The sequence below is a fragment of the Idiomarina piscisalsi genome, assembly GCF_002211765.1.
Taxonomy (GTDB): Bacteria; Pseudomonadota; Gammaproteobacteria; order Enterobacterales; family Alteromonadaceae; genus Idiomarina; species Idiomarina piscisalsi_A.
The window spans coordinates 2,337,331-2,361,154 of record NZ_CP022133.1; the positions used below are offsets into that span (position 1 = coordinate 2,337,331).

Sequence of the window (23,824 nt, forward strand, 5' to 3'; positions counted from 1 at the left end):
TTACCCAGGTAACGCGTCGTAACTCGGCACATTACTTAAATCAACTGACCAGGCGGCGCAGTCAGCAACAAAGATCTTAGCCGTAGGCTTAACTGATATCGGCGTATCGAGGCTACCGGCAGGCACCACAACACAATTAATGGACTCCGCGAATGTAGGAAGCGCAGAGCCGCAAGACTGACAAAAGCTCTTAATATGCAGCGAGCCTGTGTGTTGGTAATGCGTTACGTTCGTTTCGCCTTTAAGCCAAACCAACCACCCTGCTTTAGCAAACAAATTAGCCGCATGAGCGGAGCCGGTACCTTTTTGGCAGCGGCTACAATGGCATAAATAAAATGCGCCGAAGTCACCACTCACCTCGTAGCCGACACGACCGCAAAGACACGAGCCGTAATATTTTTGAGTCATGACATCACCTGTTAAATAAATCCATCACCCGGCGCCCCTGCTTCGTTATATTTTCTGATGTTTATCATGTTGGTGTTTGCCGCTCACGCTCAATCACTATCATGACCGAGATCTAAATAGGCGATGAGATACCCATATTCTTTATCCGTCAGCATCCCGTTTGAATGATACTGCTTTGCTAGGTCATGGCTCCACGCTCTTCCTTTGGGAGGGAGCGGAACCGACAAATCCTTTTCGAGAAGCGCGGTATCTTCGACCGTGTAGCCTCTGGATACCGCCTCTTGAGCGCAATGCGCCAGAACATATTCAACCGCATATTTATCAACACTCGGCTGCCATGTGTATTCCGTTTCGCATGCAACCTTTCGTTCGCCCTCGGCGGTGAAATATTCCAAACGTCCCGATGTGCAAGCCGATACGAATAACGCCAAGGCCAAAACGTTACAGGTACTTTTAATTTTCACCAGTGTGATTCCTGTCTATATAACGCCCGCTTAAGCGTTTGCTATACGCTTCCTTCGGATTCTACGACCAAAATTCGTGCTTCTCCGCGAGGATGCGCAACATGCTCAGTTCCAATAGACGCATAGAAAATATCTCCTGTTTCTAACATCGCTGATTGCTCAAGCCCATTTTCTTTAAAGAGCATTTCGACAACGCCATCCAAAACAACAAATACTTCTTCGCCATCATTTACATGCCATTTATAGGGCTTATCAGTCCAATGCAAGCGAGTCGTAATTCCGTTCATATTGGCGATGCTTTTTGCACCCCAGGCGCGTTCAGCTTTGAATTCTTTGCTTCTAATTATTTTCACGATACTTCCAAATTATGAATAGTTTATAACGCCTAGGCTCAGGGGCGCTCAGCGTCCCTTGGAGCCCATTGTTAGATGCTTTTTGCCAACATAGCGATAGCACTTGAAAAGCCATCCCCATGACCAACTCTTGATATTTCAATTCGTTCATTTAACCCTGTGTCACTCGTGAAGTTCAGGTCTTCGTATAAGGCAATTGGCAGTTCAAGGTTATCTTTAAAGCGTTTGTCAGGACCGCCCCGTTTGTTAACATACTTCCAAGTTCTATCGACAACCTTTGCATCCCTTGGGACAATTCCATCTTCGATGAACCTTGTGCTTTCCACTGAAATTCTAAGGTTCGGATAGCTCACAGCGCCAACACCATATGGCTCAAAAATAAGCACCTTATCAGGAAAGAAGTATAAGGTTTGCTTGCCAACTGGAATGGATGGCACTGAAACATTGGTTTTTACATACGGTGGATTTCCGATGTCCAGTGATATTGAGGTTCGTTTGATTACACTCGCGGCACCAGCATTACGCTTTCTGTCTTTCACAGCACCTTCTGCCTCTACATGCCATTTACTCGACGACGATGAAAGCTGACCGAAGGAATCATGTAGTTTTTGGTATAGCGCCTCAATTTCAGGCTCAAGCTCAAAAAATAGAACCGTTGTTTTTCTTAAACTGTCCTTGATAGCTGCAATAACAGTGAGGGCGACAGTTAAGACCAACCCAATAAATGCGAGGGTTGGCGTTTCTGAGTTCTGAAAGGCGATAACCGTAATAATAGTACCGAATACTGCTATAGACGGCCAAATTCTCATCTTCTTTCGTTTGCCATTCATTTCAGCGACAAGATCGGTAGATGATGAATCAACCATTTGCGCGACATGGGCACTCTCTATTTCTTTTAAAGGCTCATGTTTAATATTGACGTCACTTTGCTCAAATTCATGGCTATTTGGTGCGTCATTTTTTCCGCTGGAACCCGAGGGTAAAGTTTTTCTGTAATACAAGTCCCCCCTTCCCATATGGACGTAATTGCCACGAGGCCCAGTACCGAATCGAAGCCCTTTGATTCCTGCTGATACGCCAACGCCGGATTTCGATAAATTGAACCTGAAGGGGCCGACGCTAATAGCTTTGCGAATATAAAATCCCATCTATGAAACTCCCTTCTTTTGCACCTAACGCCGCCAGCACGCGCGGCTTTGTAGTGGAGGCGAAGCCGCAACGAAAAAGCCGTCGTTGTGCCTAGCTTGGTTATGCATTTTAGCGTAGCCCTCTGGACCACACTGTTTTAACTACACCAAAAAACCGGCGATCTATCTCTATCGGACCAGAATGAGGAGAGTCCAATATGGCCGAAAAGATTATCTGACACGGGTAATAGTCATATTGAAATGGCACGCTCTTCTTGCTCAGAAAGAATTCTATATAGTTCCGATCATTCTCCACTTCAAACGGTGAATCGCAACTGGTGGTGAACTCAAAGTCATGCCTACCTATCGGTTCGGCCTCTATGCTCCAGCTTATGTCTTTCAAATGACCTACAGGAAAGGGCCAGCTACCCTCGAACAGCACCACGGGATTAAAGTGCAAATTCATCGACTGACGCCTATTTTCATGTGACGTCACCGTTGCTGTACTCAAATGGACTCTCATTTGCTACTCATATTCGACCGTATAGTGCATAACGCCACCATAAGCCGCGCGAGCTTGCGAGCGTCGGGCGACCGAAGGGAGCGTACTTGATGGCTTGGTTATGCATATTATAGGTCTCCTGCGTCCTGAACTACTTCAGACCAAGATTTATCGGAATGCCACTCGTCGTACTTTACCATCATTGGCAAGTAATGCTCTGGAATGTCTGATTCCGGCGCGTTGCTATACACATACGCCATACCTTCTCTAAACCATTCAGGTTTCATCATGGTCGAAACAGGGCCAATTTCATAAAATTGGAACCAATGAACCAATTCGTGCTGAGTGATGTAGCGTTGCCACGATTCAGGAGCTATAACCGTACCGAGAAACGGATAAGAAATCGCTCGCTCATTTACTCCACCAAACGACTGGTAGCACTCTGCAGTAGAGCAATAAACAAACGTGGGGCTAGCCCTAAGTGGAAATTGAGCTGCAGAGATGTTCTTTACCGCAGAGCCATAAAGCTCAATAGCTTGATACATCCCCCTCGTATCCTCCACGCACACTGAGCCGTTGCACGTCACTCCATTTAAATGAGGCAGAAGTAACCTTAACGGCTTTGCATATGACCAAGCGAGCGCTGGAATTGACGCAATTACTAAAACCAGAAATAGTTTTCGTATCACACTGAGTCCTTATGTATAACATTTGTATATTGCGCATGCGCATTTTATGCATTCATCAAATTGCGGCATTTTTTCATAACCCTTTAATAAGCCATTTTATTTTCCAAAAAACACCCAAAACAAGCAATGCAATTCGAGCATGCTCATTCCCCGTCTCAGAAGTGCGCAATATCTAACTTTACGTTTTTATTATGTAATTGACATTAAACGAGCTAAACATGTAATACAACAACAAGCTATGCACTATTGCTTACAAAAGTGAACCGCAAGTTAGGCTAGCTCCATGACCATTTCTTTCACACACATAACCCAGTAAAATCCCCTAATCATTCAACGCAGGCCCAATGAATCAGCGTATGAAAACCAATTTAATTACTAGGCCGGGCTACGAAATGTTGCAGAAGGAGCTCGAGCACCTTTGGCGGGTGGAGCGGCGCGAAACCGTGGAGAAGGTGTCGTGGGCGGCGAGTCTCGGCGACCGGTCTGAAAACGCAGACTATAAATACAATAAACAGAAGCTGCGCAAAATTGATGGTCGCATTCGCTACTTAACCAAGCGTCTGGAGCAAGTGAAGGTGGTGGACTATTCGCCGCAGCAGGACGGTAAGGTGTTTTTTGGTGCTTGGGTGGAAATTGAGGATGAGGACGAGAACGTTCGCGCCTTTCAAATTGTCGGGCCGGATGAAATTTATGATCGCAAAGACGCGGTGTCGATTGACTCGCCCATGGCGCGTGCGCTGCTGAAGAAAGAGGTGGACGACGAGGCCGAGGTACGCACGCCGCAGGGCACCAAGACCTGGTTCATTAATAAGATAAGTTACCAACAGCCCGCGTAGTCAATTCGTGATAGTATTCGTCCCCATTATTTGTCGTAACGTTTTAAAACCAAGAGATGTACTATGAGCCAGATACCGCAATTACTTGCTAATGAACTGAAGGTCGACGAGCGTCAGATTGCCGCTGTTATCCAGTTGCTGGACGAAGGCTCGACGGTGCCTTTTATTGCCCGTTACCGTAAAGAGGTCACCGGCGGTTTAGACGACACACAATTACGCCAGCTGCACCAGCGCCTGAACTACCTGCGCGAGCTGGATGACCGCCGTCAGGTGATACTGAAGTCGATTGACGAGCAAGGCAAGCTGACCGAAGAGCTGGCTCAAAGCATTAAAACCGCTGACTCGAAAACCGAGTTGGAAGATTTATACCTGCCTTACAAACCTAAGCGCCGCACCAAAGGCCAAATTGCGATTGAAGCCGGTATTGAGCCGCTGGCAGACCTACTGTGGAAAGACCCAACACAAAACCCGGAGCAAGCGGCCGCTGACTACGTTGACGCCGACAAAGGCTTTGCTGACGCCAAAGCGGTACTAGACGGTGCACGCGCTATTTTAATGGAGCGCTTTGCCGAGCAGGCGGAATTGCTTAAACGCTTGCGCTCACACTTGTGGCAGAACGCGCACCTAACCAGCACGGTTGCGCCGGGCAAAGAAAAAGAAGGCGCTAAGTTCCGTGACTACTTTGAATTTTCTGAACTGTTTAAGACCATTCCCTCGCACCGCACACTAGCATTGCTGCGCGGCCGTAATGAAGGCTTTTTGCAGCTATCCATGGACGCTGACCCGGGCAGTGAAGACAAAGCCTCCGGCTCGCACTGCGAAGTGATGATCGCCGACTTCCTGAACTTTGAACACAAGGGCCGCGCTGCGGACGACTGGCTGCGTCAGGTCATTCAGTGGACCTGGCGGGTGAAGCTGTCACTGCACATGGAAACCGAACTTATGGCTCGCGTACGTGAACGTGCTGAAGAAGCCGCCATTCAGGTGTTTGCCAGCAACTTAAAAGACTTGCTGATGGCGGCGCCTGCCGGTGCTAAAACCACTATGGGCTTAGACCCAGGCGTTCGTACCGGTGTTAAAGTTGCCGTGGTCGATGAAACCGGTAAAGCCGTTGCGACCAACACGGTGTTCCCGTTCCAGCCGCAAAACCAAATGGACAAAGCCATGCGCACGCTGGCGACCCTGTGCAAGCAGTATAAGGTTGAGCTTATTAGTATTGGTAACGGCACTCACTCGCGCGAGACCGACAAAATGGTCGGTGACATGCTGAAGCAGCACAGCGAAATTAAAGCCACCAAGGTTATCGTGAACGAAGCGGGTGCATCGGTTTACTCGGCGTCGGAATTGGCGGCACAAGAGTTTCCGGATATGGATGTGTCGCTACGTGGCGCGGTGTCTATCGCTCGCCGCTTGCAGGATCCGTTAGCCGAGCTGGTAAAAATAGAGCCGAAATCCATTGGTGTTGGTCAATACCAGCACGACGTTAGCCAGTCGCAACTCGGACAAAGTCTGGATGCCGTTGTAGAAGACTGTGTAAACGCGGTCGGTGTGGATGCGAACATGGCCTCGTCTGCGTTGCTACAGCGCGTGTCGGGCCTGTCAAAAACTCTGGCCAAAAACATTGTCGATTACCGCGACGCCAATGGCGCCTTTGCCGACCGCAAACAGTTATTAGATGTGCCACGCATGGGACCGAAGGCGTTCGAACAGGCTGCGGGTTTCCTCCGCATTAACAACGGCGAACAGCCGCTAGATGCCTCAGCGGTTCACCCGGAAGCTTATTCGGTGGTCGAGCGTATGGCAAAAACGAATGAACTGCCGGTGCAAGAGCTGATTGGCAACCACTCATTGGTAAAAAGCCTTAACGCCGCGGACTACACCGACGAGCGCTTTGGTCTGCCAACGGTAACGGACATTTTGTCTGAGCTAGAAAAACCAGGTCGTGACCCGCGCCCTGAGTTCAAAACGGCGGAATTCAAAGAAGGTGTTGAGAAAGTCAGCGATCTGAAACCCGGCATGCAATTAGAAGGTGTAGTGACCAACGTGGCGAACTTTGGTGCCTTTGTGGATGTTGGCGTCCATCAGGACGGTCTGGTTCATATTTCTGCACTGGCAGACAAGTTTGTCAGCGACCCGCGCGAAGTGGTGAAAGCCGGCGATATTGTGAAAGTAAAAGTGCTGGAAGTGGACATAGAGCGTAACCGCATTGGTTTAACCATGCGTTTAAACGATGAAGTCTCTGCAAAACCGGCTGCTAAGTCTAAACCGCAGGGCAGCAGCTCTAATAAAGGCAAGCCTCAGCGTGAGCGTGGTCAGCAAAACAAGCAGCCGCAAAATGCAGCTATGGGCAATGCCTTAGCCGACGCTTTTGCAAAAGCGAAACAGAAATAAATAAGAGAAAGGATTAAGCGGTAGCGCTGAATGAGTCCACGGATGGACGAACTTTATTGTCGTAGAAAGAAGCCACCATAGCGCCGCGCTCTGGCGCAGATAGGGTTTTCTTGCCTTGCTCAGCCGGTGCTGCAGCGTCAGGTGATTCACTTTTCGAAGCTTCGCCCTCACCTTCTAAGCTTTTCTTAAAGGGTGCGTTAATGCTGATATCAGGCGCTTGCTCGCCCTCTTCACCTTGCACTTGCTGTTTTGCCAACTCTGCACGAGCTTGCGTGGCTTTACTCGTTGCGTCCGCAGCAATTGCACGGTCAGCAGCAGAGGGCTGAGCCGGTGCTAACGCCGCACGACGTACCACCTGCATTTTCTGAATGGTTGCTTGAGGGTCGCCCTGAACCGGACTAACGTCAATTTGAACCTCACCGCCAACAGCATAAGACTTACCATCGGGACCACGTTCGTATTCGTAAGAAGGTGAACCGGCGTACTGCCCGCCCACAGCCGCATGCGCTTGTTCATGCACGCGCACTTCCTGATCACGACTTTTCAGTTCATCAACTTTTTCGAGCTCTTGCTCGTCCAGCTGTTGGCCGTTTGGCTTTTTCTCTTCAGTTGCGTCAGCTTTTTCTTCGCCTTTCGCTTCTTCAGACTCCGCTCCCTTAGCTTCAGCACCTCTCGCCTCACCCTCGGCTGAGTCTTTGCCTTTTTTAGCGACTTTACCGTTAGGAGAATAGGTGGGAGCTGCGCTGTCGGCGCTGTTGTTTTGCTTTTCAGTTGCGGTAGGTTCACTGACCAGCGCTTTTGCGGCATTGTCCATCTGCATCGACTCCATAGGAGGAGCCGATGTCACAGGAATGGCCGGTAGCGCTGTGGTGATATTCATGGCTAGAACATTCGGCTACTTAAGCACTGGTATCAATAAGAGTGCCCAACATTTCGTCAGCGGTTTCTACTGTACGAGTGTTGGCTTCAAAGTTGGTCTGCCCTTCGTTTAATGAAACCAGCGAGTCAGTTGTACTGGCAGCGTTAACACTTTGCGCCGTTTCAGTCGCGGTTTCGGTAGCTGGCTGACCACCATTTGTATTGGCGTTGTCTTGCTGCTGCACGTCATTACGACCCGCCGCAGAGGCAATTTCCTGGCTTGCTTCAGACACTTGCTGGTTTGCACGTTGCATCCCCTGAAGGCCTGAATTCATTGCTGCACCAATTTCCATACTCACCTCACTTGCACAAAACACAATTGTGCTGACTTCGAAGAATTTACCCTCCAGTATTGATTATATTTTGTTCATTTTCAAGTACTGAAGGGCTAAATTCTATTACGCGTGCTGCTGAATTTGGTTTAATAAGGCTTTCCAGTGACGCTTCTGCTCAGCAAGAGATTCACGCATGTCATCGACCTGCTTTTTCAATGCATCAATGTCATGGTTTAAGTGCTCTTTTATGTCCTGAGCTTTAGAGTCCAGCAGCTTTTTACGTGCTTTGTAGTATTCACGTAATTGCGTACCCAGTTGCTCGTAATGCTCATGCGCTTTTTCGAACAATGACTCTGGTGCGCTCATGGCTTTCTTACGAGCGACTTTTAACTGCATTTGCAGCTTCGCGCGCTCGACCTGATACGGCGAGCTGCGTTTAAGGTTACGCGCTAAACCGAACCAACTACTGGCACGAATAAGCCATTTGGTCGGGTCAAACTGCCACCAACGGATGCCGTTGCGATAGTCACTAGCAAAAATGTGATGATAGTTATGATAGCCCTCGCCAAAGGTCATAAACGCCAGCACGCCATTGTCGCGCGCGGTATTTTTGTCGGTATAAGGCTGCTTGCCCCAAATATGCGCCAGCGAGTTAATAAAGAAGGTCGTGTGATGGTTAAGCACCAGACGCAATACGCCAATAACCAATAAGCCAGCCCAAACATCGCCCAGCATAAAGCCGGCGGCAATTGGCCAACCGAAGTTCACGAACAGCGTCAGCGGCAGGTAATACTTGTGCTGCCACATAACGATAGGATCTTTCTGTAAGTCTTTGACGTTGTCGTAGTCAGAATAACGACTCGCCTGATACTCACGCAGCATCCAGCCAATGTGCGAATACCAAAAGCCGCGTTTTGCTGAGTACGGGTCTTTGTCATTGTCATCAACGTGCGTGTGATGCACACGGTGATCAGACGACCAGTGCAGGGCACTGTTTTGCAGCGCTACAGCGCCGCCAATAGCAAATAAAAAGCGCAATACCGGATTGGCGTCGTACGTACGGTGCGCCCACAAACGATGGTAGCCCGCGGTGATGGAAATACCCGCAAAACACGCGGTACCAAACATAACCCACCAAAATTCTGCGCCAATGCCGACGGTGAACGCGTATAAAGGAACACCAATGGCGGCTATAGCGAATGTAATGGAGAACACGAGGGTGTTAAGCCAAATAAGAGGGGGTTTTTCAAAATTCTTTTGCATGTATATAACCTAAAACAACGAAAAAAGTCAGGTGACAAAACAGCGTACACCTGTTCGCTGAATGTACGGGTTTTGCGTTCAAATTACAAGCGGAAAATGTGTAAAGACCTGTGTTACTATTCGTTCAATAACAGCGAAGGATGGCAACAAATATGGCTGGGGTTCGAGCAAAACAGAAAGAAAAGACGCGCCGCGCGCTTATTAATGCCGCGATGAATCAGCTCAGTGCTGAGGCGGGCTTTTCCAGCTTAAGCTTGCGTGAAGTGGCGCGTGAGGCAGGCATTGCACCAACCTCTTTTTACCGGCATTTCCGGGACATGGATGAGTTAGGACTTACTTTGGTTGATGAGTGCGGTTTAGCGCTGCGTCAATTATTGCGTCAGGCACGCCAACGCATAGAAACCGGTGGCTCTATTATCCGGGTATCGGTAGAAACTTTTATGCAGTTTGTGGCGGAAAACACGGCTATATTCAGACTCCTACTGCAAGAACGCTCGGGTCGTTCGCGCAGCTTTCGCTTAGCGGTTGTGCGTGAAATTGAGCATTTTAAAGCCGAGCTGGAAGAGTATTTAGTAAATGAACAGTCATTTACCCGTGAGTTAGCCGAATTACAGTCGGACACCATTGCCAAAATTGTATTCAGTGCCGGCGCTGACTGTTTTGACGTAAACGAAGAAGAGCGCGAACGCATTACAGAAACAACGATAGCGCAAGTGCGTCTGGTTGCGCGTGGCGCCGAAGCAACAAAACGATTTATGAAGTAAACCTAAATAGTAGAACAACAACGGAGACAACTATGCTTTTACGTGTAGCAGGGGGTATCGCGTTAGCGGCTTGGGCAGTCGATGCCGACGCCCGCGAAATGACGCTAATGGATACCGTAACAACAGAAGCAGTGCGCATGGCGGACTTGTCGCCAACGGGCGAATTCACGGCAGTTATCCGCTCCATTCCACGTGCGCCGTATGAAGACGACGATGGTTCAGACTACAGTGAGTTAGTACTTATTAACTCAGCGGGCGAGGAAACTTCTTACCTCAGTAAAACTGAAAAGTTTGGTCGAGTCAGTTTTGGTCCACAGGGTGAGTACTTGTACTTCACTGCGAAAGAAGACGGCGACGACTACCAGGAGCTGTACCGCATGCCAGTTAAAGGCGGTGGTGTGCAGTCGGTGTTTGAGTTCGACGGCAATATTGGCAGTTACGACTTAAGCGAAGACGGCAAACAATTAGTGTTCTTGTCATCTGGCCCGAAAGACAGCGACAAAGAGAAGCTGTCGAAAAAGGGCTTTAAAGCCGAAGTGTATGAAGAAGATTTAACCTACACCCAAGTTTATCACGTCGTTTTAGGTGAGGGAGACGCTGAAGCGAAAGCCGTAACGCCAGATGATCAGCAAGTTTATTCTGTGGCATTCCACCCGAACAACGAACAGCTGTTAGTTCGCACGGCACCGACCCCGCTTATTGATGACAACTATATGAGCAGCCAATACCAACTGATTGGTTTAGATGGCGAAGTGGCTTCAACCTTTGAGGCTAAAGGCAAGCTGGGTCGTGCTGAGTTCTCACCGGATGGTCGTTACTTAGCCATGATTCGTGCGGCAGACTATAACGATCCGTCAGCGGGTTCTTTGTTTGTTTACGACACTCGCGAACAAGAGCATCGCAACGTATTACCGAACTACAAAGGCTCGGTAAAAGACTTTACCTGGCGTACCAGTGAAGAGTTGGTTTGGCTTGGACACCAAGGCACAGAGTCAGAAGTTCAGGCGTTAACGCTGAAATTCCTGGAAAGCCGCATTTTGGTTGAGCCGGGCGAAGCCATTGTGACCAGCATTGACGGCGAAGCGGGCAAATCTGAGTTTGTGTTAACCGCACACCGCCCTTCTCACCCAAGCGAAGCTTTTAAATACGCCAACGGTGGGTTGGAGCGCTTAACAGACTCGAACCCTTGGTTGTCAGAAATTGATATGCCACGTCAGGAAACCATTACCTATGAAGCGCGCGATGGTTTAGAGCTGGAAGGTATTTTGGTTTACCCACTGGGATACGAAGAAGGTAAAAGCTACCCAACCGTTATGGTCATTCATGGTGGTCCGGAGTCGCATTACAGCAATGGCTGGTTAGATCGCTATGCGTCGCCGGTTAAGCATGCCGCATCTAAAGGCTATGCGCTGTTCTTCCCGAACTACCGTGGTAGCACAGGCCGTGGCGTTGAATTCTCGAAGCTTGGTCAAAACGACTACGCGGGTAAAGAGTTCGACGACATTGTTGATGCCAAAGAGCACTTAGTGGCCATGGGCATTGCTGATGAGTCTCGCGTGGGTATTACCGGCGGCTCATACGGTGGTTACGCTTCGGCCTGGGGCGCAACGGCGCAGACTGAGCACTTTGCCGCCAGTGTAATGTTTGTCGGTATTAGCAATAACTTGTCAAAATTCGGTACTACCGATATCCCTAAAGAAATGCACGCCGTTCACGCACGTAGCTACCCGTGGGACAAGTGGCAATGGTACTTAGAACGCAGCCCTATTTTCCATGCAGAGAAAGCACGTACGCCAATTCTGATTATGCACGGTAAAGAAGACACGCGCGTGCATCCGTCACAGTCGATGGAGCTGTACCGTTACCTGAAGACTCACGGTAACGTGCCAGTACGCTTGGTGTTCTACCCGGGCGAAGGCCATGGTAACCGTAAAGTGGCTGCACAGTTAGACTACAGCATGCGTTTCATGCGTTGGATGGACACGTTCTTAATGGAGAAATCAGAAGAGAAGCCTCCGTTCGAGCTGCCACACGCAGAACAACTGAAGTAAGTCTTATCGCCCCGTTAAATCGGGGCATTAAAAAACCCCGCAGCACCTATGGTGTTGCGGGGTTTTTAGTGTGCGGCTTTTACCGTTAGCTAAAGCTTACAGCTTAGGACCAGCTGCCACTAAGGCTTTACCGTTTTCGGTGTCGGTAAACTTCTCGAAGTTAGCGACAAAACGCTCGGCTAAGTCTTTCGCACGAACGTCCCACTCGCCGTCGTCTTCATAGGTTTTACGCGGGTCTAAAATGCTGCTGTCTTCAACGCCCGCTAACTGAGTTGGCATAGCGAGGTTAAAGTAAGGCAGTTCAACAAACTCTGCGTCTTCAATAGAGCCGTCCAGAATAGAGTCGATGATAGCACGCGTTGCTTTAATAGAAATACGTTTGCCAGTGCCGTTCCAACCGGTGTTAACCAGATAGGCTTCTGCGCCGGCAGCTTCCATACGTTTTACCAGTACTTCCGCATACTGAGTTGGGTGCAGGCTTAAGAATGCTGCACCAAAACAGCTTGAGAAGGTCGGAGTTGGTTCAGTCACACCGCGTTCAGTACCCGCCAGTTTCGCGGTAAAGCCAGACAGGAAGTGGTACTGCGCCTGCTCTTTAGTCAGCTTAGAGACCGGCGGTAATACGCCAAACGCGTCAGCCGTCAGGAAGATTACTTTCTTCGCGTGACCCGCTTTAGACACCGGCTTAACAATGTTGTCGATGTGGTAAATAGGGTAAGAAACACGAGTGTTCTCGGTTTTCGAGTTGTCATCAAAGTCGACAACGCCGTTTTCATCAACCGCAACGTTTTCTAATAACGCGTCGCGACGAATCGCGTTGTAAATATCCGGTTCCGCTTCTTTCGACAGGTTGATGGTTTTCGCATAACAGCCGCCTTCAAAGTTGAAGACACCATCGTCGTCCCAACCGTGCTCGTCATCACCAATCAGCGCGCGTTTCGGGTCAGTAGACAGCGTGGTTTTGCCGGTACCTGACAAGCCAAAGAAAATAGCAACGTCGCCTTCTTTACCCACGTTTGCTGAACAGTGCATTGACGCAATGCCTTTAAGCGGCAAGAAGTAGTTCATCATTGAGAACATACCTTTCTTCATTTCGCCGCCATACCAGGTACCGCCAATTAACTGGATTTTCTCGGTTAAGTTAAACGCTACAAAGTTTTCAGAGTTCAGCTCTTGTTCTTGCCACTTAGGATTAATGCACTTCGCACCGTTCATGACCACGAAGTCTGGCTCGAAGGTTTCCAGCTCTTCTTCGCTTGGACGAATGAACATGTTTTTCACGAAATGTGCCTGCCATGCCACTTCAGTAATGAAGCGAACCGCTAAGCGTGTGTCTTCGTTAGCACCGCAATAGGTGTCGACCACAAACAAGCGTTTGTTCGACAGCTGCTCAGTGACTAAGCCTTTCAGTTCTTTCCAGGTTTCAGTCGACAAGGGTTTGTTGTCGTTCTTACCCTGGTCAGCCCACCAAACGGTGTCACGCGTCGTGTCGTCGCGAACAATGTATTTGTCTTTTGGTGAACGGCCGGTGAATATTCCGGTATCGACAGCAACCGCTCCTAAGTCCGTCACCGTGCCTTTTTCATAACCCTGCAGGTCATCGCGAGTTTCTTCTTCAAACAGCAGGTCGTAGGACGGGTTGTGGACGATTTCTTCGACATCGGTGATGCCGTAGCGGCTCAGATCCAGATTTGGCATGACGTAAGGCTCCTGAGATTACGGTCTTGTACGTTAACGTTTAGGTCAGTTGCGCTTACTTGAAACGTCCTGTTCAGTAATTGGGCAACTGGCTGAAATTCAGGGCGCGAATAGTAACCCGATTGACTAAAAAAAGATAGGGCAAAATTTTCTCAGTTCGTTAGAATGCCCGCCTGACTTAAGTAGGGGCAGTAAGCTTTTTGGACATTTATGCGTGATTCATTTCATAGCCGCATTGGCTTTATTTTAGCGGCCGCAGGTTCCGCCGTCGGACTCGGCAACATTTGGGGCTTTCCGACGCAAGTCGCCAACCATGGTGGTGGCGCTTTTTTACTCGTGTACCTGTGCGTTATTTTTATTCTGGCTATTCCTGCCCTTTATAGCGAGCTGCTCATAGGTCACAGTGCACAAGCTAACCCGGTTAAGTCACTGACTCAGCTTTCCGGAGGAAAGGCTCGTCCTGTCGGCAAGCTAATGGGCTATTTGAACGTACTGGGCTCGTGCTTAATGCTGAGCTTTTATCACGTCGTCGCCGGTTGGATGGTGGTTCACGCCCTTGGTTTCTTGGCTAAAGGCGTTGGCTTAGCATCCGTGTCCGCATTCTTACTGAACAGCTCCATGCCTCGCGACTTAATCTTCACGGGGCTGTTTTTAACCGCCACTGCGTTAGTCGTCTTCCAGGGCGTGGAAAAAGGCATTGAGCGTTGGTCCAAGCGTTTAATGCCAACATTAGTGATTCTGCTTGTCGGCCTGATTATTTACATGATGACTCTGCCCGGTGCCAGCGTCGGCTTAGAGCGTTATTTAGTGCCAGACTTCACGCAAATAACCAACACCAGCATTCTGGTTGCAGCTATGGGGCAGGCGTTCTTCTCGCTGTCGATTGGTCTGGGCGGCATGATGATTTACGGATCATACTTAAAGCCCGGCGCAAACTTGGGCCGTTTGAGCCTGTCAGTTGCGGCACTCGATACGTTCATCGCGTTTTTAGCTGGCTTACTGATTATTCCGGCACTTTACGCAGGTATTCATTTAGGCGTTTCCGTTGGTGAAGGGACCGAGTTGGTCGGCGAAGGACAACTCATATTTGCAGTACTACCAGAGCTTTTCAACAGCATGGGCGTTGCCGGTCCCTTTGTCGCTTTTGCCTTCTTTAGTCTGCTGAGTATTGCCGCACTAACATCGACCATTGCTCAGGCAGAAGTCCCGGTGTCGTACTGCATTGAGGAGCGCAAGTTAAGCCGTCCGGTTGCTACTGCGGCATCGCTGGTGCTGATTGGTGTGTTCTCACTCTTATTAATTTTATTCTTCGAGCCACTGTTTGGTTGGGTTGTCACCGCCGTCACACAGTTCCAGTTACCACTGTCAGGCTTATTCTACTTACTGGTAGTGGGTTGGTTATGGCGCCGCAGCAATCATCTAAAAGCCATTGCTGCGGGCAGTTTCGGGCTGACATTATTGCGCTGGCACATTCGTTACTTATGCCCGGTGCTCATGAGTATCGTGTTTTACCACGTAGCGTTAAGTTAGTTGTTTCGGGTCAGGTATTACTGACCCGGACGTTTCCCCGCAAATTTCTGCTCTAAGGCCGACGCCACTCGTGCGTCGGTAAAGCCAGATACATCTCCGCCGTGCAGCGCCACTTCCTTCACCAGCGACGACGAAATGAACGAGTTTTCTTCGGCTGGCGTTAGAAAGACGCTTTCTAAATTCGGATCCAGGCGGCGGTTCATGTTGGCCAGCTGGAATTCATACTCAAAGTCGGACACCGCACGCAGCCCGCGAATAAGCACCGTTGCATCGTATTCGTGAGCAAAGTCCACCAACAGACCCGAAAAGCCGACTACGGTGACGTTATCGAGCTTTTCGGTCACCTGCTGAGCGAGTAACACCCGCTCTTCTAACGTGAATAATGGCTTTTTACTGGGGCTTTCTGCTATACCAACGACCACTTCATTGAACAGCGCCGCAGCACGCTCAATAAGGTCTGCATGCCCATTGGTAATAGGGTCAAACGTGCCTGGGTAAATCGCTCGGCGATGCATAAACTCTCCTAAACCGACAAATTCTCGCTCAAATTTCCCTAAAGAGTACACGCAATTGGACACCAAACAAAAGTCCGAAATTGAAATTAAGGATGCGAGTTGGGGCTAACATCAGTAAACTAGAGGGTAACGAATTTTTCAAAACATGGAGTCGAACATGAGTTCAGCGTTTTACCAGCAACTGGCCGATCAACTGGCTGAAACCAAAGCCGAAGGGTTATACAAAAAAGAGCGTATCATTACCTCTGATCAAAGTTCTGAAATTACTGTTAATGACCACCGTGTGCTTAACTTCTGCGCCAATAACTACTTAGGTCTGGCGAACCACCCTGACCTTATTGCCGCAGCCAAAAAAGGTCTGGACGAGCATGGTTTTGGTACGGCTTCAGTCCGTTTTATTTGCGGTACGCAGGACATTCACAAAACGCTGGAACAAAAGCTGAGTGACTTTTTAGGCACCGAAGACACCATTTTATATTCGTCGTGCTTTGATGCGAACGGCGGCTTGTTCGAAACACTAATGGGCCCGGAAGACGCCATTATCAGTGACGAGCTGAACCACGCCAGTATTATCGACGGCATCCGTTTAAGCAAGGCAAAACGCTACCGTTACAAAAACAACAACCTTGAAGACTTAGAAGCACAGCTTAAGCAGGCTGACGCTGACGGCGCCCGTCATAAGCTGATTGCGACCGACGGCGTGTTCTCTATGGACGGTGTTATTGCAGATTTAAAAGGCATTTGTGACCTGGCTGACAAGTACAACGCCTTGGTTATGATGGACGACTGCCACGCCACTGGCTTCTTAGGCGAGAATGGTAAAGGTACACACGAATACTGTGACGTATTGGGCCGTGTCGATATTATCACCGGCACCTTAGGTAAAGCATTAGGCGGTGCATCTGGTGGCTACACTTCGGGCAAGAAAGAAGTGATTGATTGGTTACGTCAGCGTTCACGCCCATACCTGTTCTCTAACTCGGTAGCACCAGCCATTGTTCAGGCGTCTATTCGCGTACTGGAAATGCTGGAAAATGGCCATGAACTGCGCGCTCAGTTGTGGGAAAACGCCCAGTACTTCCGTGAGAAAATGACCGCGGCCGGCTTTACCCTGAGCGGTGCGGATCACGCCATTATTCCAGTGATGGTTGGCGACGCGCGCTTAGCATCGGAAATGGCAGACAAACTACTGGAAGAAGATATCTACGTGATCGGATTCTCCTTCCCTGTCGTTCCTAAAGGCAAAGCTCGTATCCGCACGCAAATGTCGGCGGCTCACACACGCGAACAATTGGATCGCACCATTGAAGCCTTTACCCGCATTGGTAAAGAGCTGGGTGTGATTTAAGGAGTATTGAAATGAAAGCTTTGGCGAAACTGCATTCCAAACCCGGCATTTGGATGACCGATGTCGAGAAGCCTGAATGCGGCTATAACGATATTCTGATTAAAATTAAGAAAACGGCAATTTGCGGTACCGACGTACACATTTACAAATGGGACGACTGGTCACAAAAAACCATTCCAGTACCTATGGTGGTCGGTCACGAATACGTGGGCGAAGTCGCTGCCATGGGTGAAGGCGTACGTGGTTTTGAGATTGGTGACCGCGTTTCTGGCGAAGGCCATATTACTTGCGGCCACTGCCGTAACTGCCGTGCCGGTCGTCGTCATTTATGTCGCAACACCTATGGCGTTGGCGTTAACCGCCCGGGTGCGTTTGCTGAGTATTTAGCGTTGCCAGCTGAGAACGCGTTTAAACTGCCGGACGACGTGACCGATGAAATGGCGTCTATTTTTGACCCATTCGGTAATGCCGTACACACAGCACTGGCATTCGACTTAGTCGGTGAAGACGTTTTAATTACTGGCGCCGGCCCTATTGGCATTATGGCGGCAGCGGTTGCTCGTCACGTTGGCGCGCGCCATGTGGTTATTACTGACGTAAACGAATACCGCCTGGACTTGGCTCGTAAAATGGGTGTCACCCGTGCAGTCGATGTCAGCAAAGAAAAACTGTCTGACGTCATGACAGAGTTGGGCATGAAAGAAGGTTTTGACGTTGGTCTGGAAATGTCGGGCGTCCCTTCTGCATTTTCGCAAATGCTGGCGACCATGAATCACGGCGGCAAGATTGCCATGTTAGGCATTCCACCGGAGAATGTCGCCATCGACTGGAACGAAGTCATTTTCAAAGGTCTGGTCATTAAAGGCATTTACGGTCGTGAAATGTTCGAAACCTGGTACAAAATGGCCAGCTTGTTACAGTCGGGTTTAGACATTTCGCCTATCCTGACTCATGAAATGTCAGTCGACGACTTCGAAGAGGGCTTTGAAACCATGATTTCAGGTCAGTCGGGTAAAGTCATTCTGAACTGGGACTAAACGTCTATGAGTTCAAACGAACGCACCTACGAATTGATGGAGTTAAACACCGCGGCAGATCACTGGCAAGCCGGTGACGCGGTGTTTGCCGACATTCGCGACCCTCAATCTTTTGCTATGGGCCACATTCCGGGTGCGCAGCGCATCGACAACAGTAATTTGGGTGTGTTTTTGGAGTCTGTCGACAAAGACGCACCCATCATCGTGGTTTGCTATCACGGCATTAGTAGTCAGGGCGCCGCAGAATATATTGCGGCCCAAGGCTTTAATAATGTCAGTAGTATGAACGGCGGCTTCACCGCCTGGTCCATGTCTTACCCCGAGCACGTTAACAAGGAATAAACCATGCGCCGATTGCTGAGCAGTAAAGACCCGGAATGGATGCGAAAGCTTTACCAATATCTGCGTCAGCACGGCATACCGGTGAGTGTCACGGAAAAAGGCGAGCAGCTGGAGCTGTGGTTGCACCAAAGCAGCTACGAGGCGCTCGCCAAGGACTTAGTTCAACAATGTAAGGCAAACCCGGAGTTACTGGACCAGGCTCCAACACAACAGCCGTCATCGGCACAAAGCACCTCTCGCTTTTCTCGTCGCTCAGCGCCTATTTCTTTGTCGTTACTGGCACAAAGCGGCTGGCTAACCCGCGTTGTTGCTGCGCTGTCGGTGTTGATTTTCATTGTTTTAAATATGTGGCCGGAAACAACGCTCGAAACTTTAAAAATTAGCCGGTTTTTTAACGCTCTGCCCTTTGACCAGCCCTGGCGCTTTGTCACCCCGGTCTTTATGCATTTCACACTGCTTCATATTGTGTTCAATATTTTTTGGTGGTGGTACCTGGGCGGTCGTATTGAAAAGACGCTCGGCACGTCTTGGCTGCTGGCATTGTTCTTATTCTCCGGTATTACCGCGAATGTTATTCAGTACCTCATGAACGGTCCAAACTTTGGCGGTATGTCGGGTGTGGTTTATGGTTTGCTTGGCTTCTGTTGGGTGTATAGCTTCCGCCGGGCGACACCACTGTATCTGCCGCCGGGGCTCATTGTCTTTATGCTGCTTTGGCTGGCACTGGGTTATACCGGTGTGCTTTGGGTCAATGTGGCTAACGAAGCGCATTTAGCCGGACTGCTGTCAGGTTGTTTAGCGGGTTTTGTGGTGCGGGCGCTGAATCCCACACCTAAAATTCGTTACTGATAAATATACTTAGTGAAAATGACTTCTTTAATGACCGGGTTACCGGTTTCCTGAGTCATCAGCTCTTTGGCGCGCTCAAGGCATTTGAGTCGCAGTTGGTCGCGCCCGGTCATGGTGCGCACCTGCCGTTCTGTTGCTGTGCTCAAAATACTGATAAATTCGTTTCTTAACAGCGGCGCATGATGCTCCACCACACTCACATAACTTGGGTCGGGAACCATGACTTCCACAGCCACCCGCACAAAGCCAAGGCGGTAATCATTACCTTCTTTTAAATAATTGGTTGTTATGTCAGGTTCAAAGCCGTAGTACGCAACGTCACTTTGAGCATTTGCGCCGGTACTCAGCAAGCACATTGTTAAAATTAAACCTAACGTCCGAATCAGTTTCATATAGCCACCCAGCTTTCGCTGTTCAATTGTTTCCTCTTTGCTATCATAGCGATAGAGCTTGATAACGCCAATACAAATGACAACAGAGTTATACCCAGCACCAACATTTCCTGTCAGTGAACCGCTTAAATGGCAGTCTCCTGACAAGGTCGAACTCACCCCAACACAGCATGACTGGCTGTGCTTCGAGGGCTCGTTAACTCAGCGCCTGAAGAATAATTGCGAGCATTTCGAGGTTCGTTTATTAGGGCAACAGGAAATGCTACTGCATGATGAAGAGCGCCGTCGCTTAAAGCAGAGTCAGCCGGCAGTGGTGCGCGAGGTGCTGCTATACTGTGACAATAAACCCTGGGTATTTGCTCGCAGTATTTTCGCAAAAAGCGCTGAAAACAACGAGCAGTTGCAACTTTCAGAACTGGGTAACCGTTCACTGGGCGACTCGTTATTTCAACGAGACGACTTAACCTCAGGACCGATTGAAATAGCGACTGTGACGGAATCCCATGTTATCGGCAAACTGAACCAGCAGTGGTTTAACCATTCGAAACCCTTATTAGGTCGCCGCCGAATATTCTCGACCGCAGGGGAGCAACTGTTAGTCAGCGAGATATTTTTAACGTCGTCACCCATTTATGAAGGGTCGCTAGAGGTAACAAAGTGATAGCACAAAAACTTCAGGCATTTTGGCAGTTAATGCGGGCTGACCGCCCTATCGGAACTTATTTGTTGGCGTGGCCAACAATATGGGCTTTGCTTATTGCCGGAACCGGTAATCCGCCATTGAAAATTGTGGTGATATTTCTGCTGGGTACCTTTGTTATGCGTTCCGCCGGCTGCGTAATCAATGACTTTGCTGATCGTAACTTCGACGGTCATGTCAGACGAACTAAACAGCGCCCCATTCCGGCGGGGAAAATATCCGCAACGGAAGCGATTATTGGCTTCTTTATTTTGCTCGCTATCGCTTTTGGGTTGGTGCTTCAGCTCAACACCAATACCGTTATGCTGAGTTTCCTCGCGGCCGGCGTTGCAGCGTTATACCCGTTCTGCAAACGCTGGACGCATTTGCCGCAGGTGGTGTTAGGCGTTGCTTTTAGTTTCGGCATACTCATGGCATTTACGGCGCTTGAATCGAACGAATGGTTTATCGCCGCACTGCTGTTTATTGCCAATATTGTTTGGACCGTCGCTTACGACACCGAATACGCCATGGCCGACCGGGAAGACGACTTGAAAATTGGTCTGCAAAGTACGGCTATTTTATTTGGCCGCTTCGACAAGTTGATTATTGCTTTACTGCAGTTGGTGGTCATTGGTTTATTGGCATGGGTGCTTTATATACTGACCGCTGACTGGATAGCCTGGGCAGCGCTTGGCGTAAGTGTCCTATTGTTTATGTATCAGCAGTGGATGATACGCCACCGCGAACCAATGAAATGCTTCCAGGCCTTTTTGCACAACCATTACGTCGGTATGGTTTTCGCTATAGGCCTGGCATTACATTACTGGTACTAAGTTTAAACGAAACGCTATTCACTCGGCTGATTGACGAACTGCTGCACCGATTGCCTGATGGTTTGCAGAACAGGTCCGTCAATCAGTTCATCGACTTGGTCGCTTAGCGCGCCAACGGGCTCTGCAGCAATTTGTTGACCATCGTCGTCGATCTCAACAAGTCCCTGCTGCTTCAAGCTGGCAATGAGTGTCGCCATGACTTTCTTATCATAAAATTCCGGCGCGTCGATGCCATGAATGGCGCTCAGTCGCTCTGCCAGCGTAATGGACTGTTTCTCAAGCTCTGCTCGCATTATTGGTTGTGCCTGTTGTAGAAGTTCTAGCACAATACAGTAACGCTGCAGAGTTTCACTGGCACTGTTCGCCAGCAGACGCAGGCGGTACCATTCGGCGCTTTCGCGCTTTGCAATGACGCAGTCGCTGCCGTCACGGGTGATTAACTGCTGACGAGCTAGCTCTTCACATAGCGCTTCCACCCATAACGGAATATCATCCTTTGAATGGCTCAAGTAAAGCTCTGCTTTCAACATAGGGTAAATAGCTTGCGTTCGCTCAACGATTTCACCAACGGACACACGCTTTTTCGCCATAATAATAGAGGCAACCATGCCTGGCACCACCATCATGTGCAGTATGTTGTTACGATAGTACGTCATGGCTATAGCCGACATACGTTCAAGCGAAATAACTTCGCCCATAGTGTCCGATTCAACTTTAAATTTGTCGGTGCGCAAGGCCTGTTGCCATAACTCTTCCGACGTCTCTTTAGGCACACTGATGTCTTTACTGTACGGCACTTCTTTCAACACGCCCAAATAAACATCCAACTGCGCTAAAAGCTCTTCTTTGGTCAAGGCATGGTGTTCGGAGCTGAGTAATGCCAAAGCGGTTAGGTTCACGCTGTTTGCCGCTGCCGAATCATTAATCCCCTGCATCACACGTTCGGCCAACCCATTGACCACCGGCGTTAACCAGTTCGGTCTTAATGGTTCCTCGGCACCCCGGGTCACTGACTTATGCCAGTCCGGCGCGTTGCAATCGAGCGTGTGCTTCAAGTCGATAGGCTGGCCAAAGGTGACAAAGCCCTGACCGAAATTACGTAGCTTGGTAATCGTTTTCAGAATTTGGAAAACCGATTCCTTTTCTTTGTCCTTACCTTTGAGCTCTTTCAGGTAAGTAGCGACTTCCATAATGTGTTCATAGCCCAGGTAAACTGGGACTAGCGATACCGGACGTTGCTGGTCGCGCAGCATTCCTTGCACAGTCATCGCCAGCATGCCGGTTTTCGGTGGCAGTAAGCGGCCTGTTCGTGAGCGTCCACCTTCGCTAAAGTATTCGACGGGGTAACCTTTTTGGAATAGCCAGCACAAGTACTCACGGAATACGGCAGAATAAAGCTTGTTGCCGCGGAAGCTGCGGCGTATAAAGAATGCACCACCACGGCGGAAGATACCGCCAACCGGGAAGAAATTCAGATTAACACCGGCGGCGATGTGCGGTGGTACCAGGCCTTCTTTATAAATGACATAACTCAGTAGTAAGTAGTCCATGTGACTACGGTGGCACGGCACATAAATAATTTCGTGCCCTTGTTGGGCCAAACGACGTATGCGCTCCCCTCCTTTTACATGGATCCCGTTATAAATGCGATTCCACATCCAGGTCATAAAACGGTCCAGCAGACGTACCAGCGTTGAGCTGTAATTTGCGGCAATTTCATCGATGTAAGAAAGTGCTTTCTTGCGAGCCTCTTCTTCACTGATTTTCTTACCTTTCGCTTCGTCTGCCACGGCCTTTTTAAGCGCTGGTGTGTTAATTAACTGCGCCATGAGCTCTTTGCGATGACTCAACTTCGGTCCGGCAACCGCATGGCGCATACGAACAAAGTGAACGCGGGCAACACGCGCCAATTTATGGGCTATGCGCATATCAGCGCCGTAGTCATGCGCCATTTTTCCAAGACTGACACTACGTGATAAACGCAGTAACACATGACGACCTGAGAAGAGTACCAACCAGAATTTACGAAGCGCCCCGGATTGTCGAGATCGCCTGTCATGGCTTTACCGGCTGTCGCTTCCTGACCCGCCTGACGTCCCCAGAACACACCGGCAGGTATCAGCTGCAAATCGAGCTTAGTATCGTCTTTATGTAGCTTTAGTAATTGATGAAATTCCTTCACTGCCTCTTCAGAAGTTTCATTGGCAAACTCTTCCAGGTACATGACCCGACTGTATTCCTTGCCATTCACTTCAAGTGGCTCGAGCGGATCAGGCAGGCCGCGCTTTTTCGCCGCACGCTGCAATATGGAAAGATCCGCTGAAGATGTCGAGCGCATAACGTAAGCCACCGGCTTTTGTACCGTGCTGTTGTGATCGGTTTCATCGCCGTCCCAAATTTCTTCGAACCGTGTTAGCCAGCGTAATGGATACTTCAACACCGCATAAAAAGGGCTTTTTTTGCTCATACATCGACCTCTGTTTTAAACAGAGCTATAGGATACCAACTTAAAAAATAAAAGTCGTTGATGAAATGACTTGCGAAATGAAAATACCTG

The 23,824-nt window shown here is 49.3% G+C and carries 24 protein-coding genes; 11 read left to right on the forward strand and 13 right to left on the reverse strand.

Features of this window, described 5'->3' with window-relative positions:
- The 5 genes from CEW91_RS11135 to CEW91_RS11160 all read right to left on the reverse strand — a co-directional run bounded on the left by CEW91_RS11135 (position 1) and on the right by CEW91_RS11160 (position 3,399).
- A complete protein-coding gene (locus CEW91_RS11135) occupies positions 1-408 on the reverse strand; it encodes a GFA family protein (protein WP_088769062.1) in 408 nt (135 codons plus the stop codon).
- 89 nt (positions 409-497) lie between these two features.
- On the reverse strand, positions 498-872 hold the full coding sequence (locus CEW91_RS11140; RefSeq protein ID WP_088769064.1) for a hypothetical protein: 375 nt from the start codon (positions 870-872) through the stop codon (positions 498-500).
- A 41-nt stretch (positions 873-913) separates the two neighbouring features.
- Positions 914-1,225, reverse strand: a complete 312-nt coding sequence (locus CEW91_RS11145; RefSeq protein ID WP_088769066.1) for a cupin domain-containing protein — start codon at positions 1,223-1,225, stop codon at positions 914-916.
- Positions 1,226-1,296: 71 nt separating this feature from the next.
- Entirely contained in the window at positions 1,297-2,373 is a 1,077-nt protein-coding gene (locus CEW91_RS11150; protein WP_088769069.1) for a DUF4236 domain-containing protein, read from the reverse strand.
- Between the two features lie 609 nt (positions 2,374-2,982).
- A complete protein-coding gene (locus tag CEW91_RS11160; protein WP_088769072.1) occupies positions 2,983-3,399 on the reverse strand; it encodes a hypothetical protein in 417 nt (138 codons plus the stop codon).
- A 500-nt stretch (positions 3,400-3,899) separates the two neighbouring features.
- Here CEW91_RS11160 and greB point away from each other — a divergent pair, with 500 nt between their 5' ends.
- Entirely contained in the window at positions 3,900-4,379 is a 480-nt protein-coding gene (greB, locus tag CEW91_RS11165) for a transcription elongation factor GreB (RefSeq protein WP_088769415.1), read from the forward strand.
- 63 nt (positions 4,380-4,442) lie between these two features.
- Positions 4,443-6,770 carry a Tex family protein gene (locus CEW91_RS11170; protein ID WP_088769074.1) on the forward strand — a complete coding sequence of 776 codons (2,328 nt, stop codon included), beginning with the start codon at positions 4,443-4,445 and terminating at the stop codon, positions 6,768-6,770.
- A 13-nt stretch (positions 6,771-6,783) separates the two neighbouring features.
- On the opposite strand, the gene CEW91_RS11175 is transcribed toward CEW91_RS11170, so the two are convergent.
- The 3 genes from CEW91_RS11175 to CEW91_RS11185 all read right to left on the reverse strand — a co-directional run bounded on the left by CEW91_RS11175 (position 6,784) and on the right by CEW91_RS11185 (position 9,226).
- Positions 6,784-7,650, reverse strand: coding sequence for a putative metalloprotease CJM1_0395 family protein (locus tag CEW91_RS11175; RefSeq protein ID WP_232506967.1), 867 nt, complete (start codon positions 7,648-7,650; stop codon positions 6,784-6,786).
- A 19-nt stretch (positions 7,651-7,669) separates the two neighbouring features.
- Positions 7,670-7,981: a flagellar basal body rod C-terminal domain-containing protein gene (locus tag CEW91_RS11180; protein ID WP_088769078.1), complete on the reverse strand. Its 312-nt coding sequence runs from the start codon at positions 7,979-7,981 to the stop codon at positions 7,670-7,672.
- Positions 7,982-8,086: 105 nt separating this feature from the next.
- A complete protein-coding gene (locus CEW91_RS11185; RefSeq protein WP_088769080.1) occupies positions 8,087-9,226 on the reverse strand; it encodes a fatty acid desaturase in 1,140 nt (379 codons plus the stop codon).
- Positions 9,227-9,378: 152 nt separating this feature from the next.
- Between CEW91_RS11185 and fabR the strand changes: the two genes are divergently transcribed.
- Positions 9,379-9,990: an HTH-type transcriptional repressor FabR gene (fabR, locus tag CEW91_RS11190; RefSeq protein ID WP_088769082.1), complete on the forward strand. Its 612-nt coding sequence runs from the start codon at positions 9,379-9,381 to the stop codon at positions 9,988-9,990.
- A 32-nt stretch (positions 9,991-10,022) separates the two neighbouring features.
- Positions 10,023-12,041: a S9 family peptidase gene (locus CEW91_RS11195; RefSeq protein ID WP_088769084.1), complete on the forward strand. Its 2,019-nt coding sequence runs from the start codon at positions 10,023-10,025 to the stop codon at positions 12,039-12,041.
- A gap of 96 nt (positions 12,042-12,137) precedes the next feature.
- Here the strand turns inward: CEW91_RS11195 and pckA are convergent, their stop codons facing one another.
- Positions 12,138-13,739, reverse strand: a complete 1,602-nt coding sequence (gene pckA / locus CEW91_RS11200; RefSeq protein WP_088769085.1) for a phosphoenolpyruvate carboxykinase (ATP) — start codon at positions 13,737-13,739, stop codon at positions 12,138-12,140.
- Between the two features lie 210 nt (positions 13,740-13,949).
- Between pckA and CEW91_RS11205 the strand changes: the two genes are divergently transcribed.
- Positions 13,950-15,269 carry a sodium-dependent transporter gene (locus CEW91_RS11205; RefSeq protein ID WP_088769087.1) on the forward strand — a complete coding sequence of 440 codons (1,320 nt, stop codon included), beginning with the start codon at positions 13,950-13,952 and terminating at the stop codon, positions 15,267-15,269.
- A 17-nt stretch (positions 15,270-15,286) separates the two neighbouring features.
- On the opposite strand, the gene coaD is transcribed toward CEW91_RS11205, so the two are convergent.
- A complete protein-coding gene (gene coaD / locus CEW91_RS11210) occupies positions 15,287-15,784 on the reverse strand; it encodes a pantetheine-phosphate adenylyltransferase (RefSeq protein ID WP_088769089.1) in 498 nt (165 codons plus the stop codon).
- A gap of 157 nt (positions 15,785-15,941) precedes the next feature.
- On the opposite strand from coaD, the gene CEW91_RS11215 reads away from it, so the two are divergent.
- Genes CEW91_RS11215 through CEW91_RS11230 form a run of 4 tightly spaced genes read left to right on the forward strand, consistent with a single transcriptional unit; the run spans position 15,942 to position 19,360 of the window.
- Positions 15,942-17,132 (forward strand): glycine C-acetyltransferase, encoded by a 1,191-nt coding sequence (locus CEW91_RS11215; RefSeq protein ID WP_058576628.1) that lies wholly within the window; start codon positions 15,942-15,944, stop codon positions 17,130-17,132.
- An 11-nt stretch (positions 17,133-17,143) separates the two neighbouring features.
- Positions 17,144-18,169 carry an L-threonine 3-dehydrogenase gene (gene tdh, locus CEW91_RS11220; protein ID WP_088769091.1) on the forward strand — a complete coding sequence of 342 codons (1,026 nt, stop codon included), beginning with the start codon at positions 17,144-17,146 and terminating at the stop codon, positions 18,167-18,169.
- A gap of 36 nt (positions 18,170-18,205) precedes the next feature.
- Positions 18,206-18,511, forward strand: coding sequence for a thiosulfate sulfurtransferase GlpE (gene glpE, locus CEW91_RS11225; protein ID WP_088769416.1), 306 nt, complete (start codon positions 18,206-18,208; stop codon positions 18,509-18,511).
- A gap of 3 nt (positions 18,512-18,514) precedes the next feature.
- Positions 18,515-19,360, forward strand: a complete 846-nt coding sequence (locus CEW91_RS11230; RefSeq protein WP_088769093.1) for a rhomboid family intramembrane serine protease — start codon at positions 18,515-18,517, stop codon at positions 19,358-19,360.
- Here the strand turns inward: CEW91_RS11230 and CEW91_RS11235 are convergent.
- On the reverse strand, positions 19,354-19,752 hold the full coding sequence (locus CEW91_RS11235) for a flagellar basal body-associated protein FliL (protein ID WP_088769095.1): 399 nt from the start codon (positions 19,750-19,752) through the stop codon (positions 19,354-19,356). The two genes, CEW91_RS11230 and CEW91_RS11235, sit on opposite strands and share 7 nt — an antisense overlap.
- 76 nt (positions 19,753-19,828) lie before the next feature.
- Here CEW91_RS11235 and CEW91_RS11240 point away from each other — a divergent pair, with 76 nt between their 5' ends.
- A complete protein-coding gene (locus CEW91_RS11240; protein ID WP_088769096.1) occupies positions 19,829-20,413 on the forward strand; it encodes a chorismate--pyruvate lyase family protein in 585 nt (194 codons plus the stop codon).
- A gap of 32 nt (positions 20,414-20,445) precedes the next feature.
- Positions 20,446-21,267, forward strand: coding sequence for a 4-hydroxybenzoate octaprenyltransferase (gene ubiA / locus CEW91_RS11245; RefSeq protein WP_232507058.1), 822 nt, complete (start codon positions 20,446-20,448; stop codon positions 21,265-21,267).
- Between the two features lie 14 nt (positions 21,268-21,281).
- On the opposite strand, the gene plsB is transcribed toward ubiA, so the two are convergent.
- Both plsB and CEW91_RS12410 read right to left on the reverse strand, forming a co-directional pair.
- The gene (gene plsB / locus CEW91_RS11250) at positions 21,282-23,258 is read right to left on the reverse strand and encodes a glycerol-3-phosphate 1-O-acyltransferase PlsB (RefSeq protein ID WP_232506968.1); all 1,977 of its coding nucleotides are present in this window, start codon (positions 23,256-23,258) and stop codon (positions 21,282-21,284) included.
- Positions 23,186-23,734, reverse strand: a complete 549-nt coding sequence (locus CEW91_RS12410) for a hypothetical protein (protein WP_232506969.1) — start codon at positions 23,732-23,734, stop codon at positions 23,186-23,188. Before CEW91_RS12410 ends, plsB begins: the two co-directional genes overlap by 73 nt.
- Between the last annotated feature and the right edge of the window lie 90 nt (positions 23,735-23,824).

Bases quoted from the DNA above. Each gene is read 5' to 3' on its own strand.
- CEW91_RS11180 (WP_088769078.1), bottom strand. From the start codon at position 7,981: ATGGAAATTGGTGCAGCAATGAATTCAGGCCTTCAGGGGATGCAACGT.
- tdh (WP_088769091.1), top strand. From the start codon at position 17,144: ATGAAAGCTTTGGCGAAACTGCATTCCAAACCCGGCATTTGGATGACC.
- CEW91_RS11175 (WP_232506967.1), bottom strand. From the start codon at position 7,650: ATGAATATCACCACAGCGCTACCGGCCATTCCTGTGACATCGGCTCCT.
- ubiA (WP_232507058.1), top strand. From the start codon at position 20,446: ATGCGGGCTGACCGCCCTATCGGAACTTATTTGTTGGCGTGGCCAACA.
- CEW91_RS11215 (WP_058576628.1), top strand. From the start codon at position 15,942: ATGAGTTCAGCGTTTTACCAGCAACTGGCCGATCAACTGGCTGAAACC.
- CEW91_RS12410 (WP_232506969.1), bottom strand. From the start codon at position 23,734: ATGAGCAAAAAAAGCCCTTTTTATGCGGTGTTGAAGTATCCATTACGC.
- CEW91_RS11230 (WP_088769093.1), top strand. From the start codon at position 18,515: ATGCGCCGATTGCTGAGCAGTAAAGACCCGGAATGGATGCGAAAGCTT.
- CEW91_RS11205 (WP_088769087.1), top strand. From the start codon at position 13,950: ATGCGTGATTCATTTCATAGCCGCATTGGCTTTATTTTAGCGGCCGCA.
- glpE (WP_088769416.1), top strand. From the start codon at position 18,206: ATGGAGTTAAACACCGCGGCAGATCACTGGCAAGCCGGTGACGCGGTG.
- CEW91_RS11195 (WP_088769084.1), top strand. From the start codon at position 10,023: ATGCTTTTACGTGTAGCAGGGGGTATCGCGTTAGCGGCTTGGGCAGTC.
- pckA (WP_088769085.1), bottom strand. From the start codon at position 13,739: ATGCCAAATCTGGATCTGAGCCGCTACGGCATCACCGATGTCGAAGAA.
- CEW91_RS11150 (WP_088769069.1), bottom strand. From the start codon at position 2,373: ATGGGATTTTATATTCGCAAAGCTATTAGCGTCGGCCCCTTCAGGTTC.
- CEW91_RS11185 (WP_088769080.1), bottom strand. From the start codon at position 9,226: ATGCAAAAGAATTTTGAAAAACCCCCTCTTATTTGGCTTAACACCCTC.
- fabR (WP_088769082.1), top strand. From the start codon at position 9,379: ATGGCTGGGGTTCGAGCAAAACAGAAAGAAAAGACGCGCCGCGCGCTT.
- CEW91_RS11135 (WP_088769062.1), bottom strand. From the start codon at position 408: ATGACTCAAAAATATTACGGCTCGTGTCTTTGCGGTCGTGTCGGCTAC.
- CEW91_RS11170 (WP_088769074.1), top strand. From the start codon at position 4,443: ATGAGCCAGATACCGCAATTACTTGCTAATGAACTGAAGGTCGACGAG.
- greB (WP_088769415.1), top strand. From the start codon at position 3,900: ATGAAAACCAATTTAATTACTAGGCCGGGCTACGAAATGTTGCAGAAG.
- CEW91_RS11240 (WP_088769096.1), top strand. From the start codon at position 19,829: ATGACAACAGAGTTATACCCAGCACCAACATTTCCTGTCAGTGAACCG.
- CEW91_RS11160 (WP_088769072.1), bottom strand. From the start codon at position 3,399: ATGTATCAAGCTATTGAGCTTTATGGCTCTGCGGTAAAGAACATCTCT.
- coaD (WP_088769089.1), bottom strand. From the start codon at position 15,784: ATGCATCGCCGAGCGATTTACCCAGGCACGTTTGACCCTATTACCAAT.
- CEW91_RS11235 (WP_088769095.1), bottom strand. From the start codon at position 19,752: ATGAAACTGATTCGGACGTTAGGTTTAATTTTAACAATGTGCTTGCTG.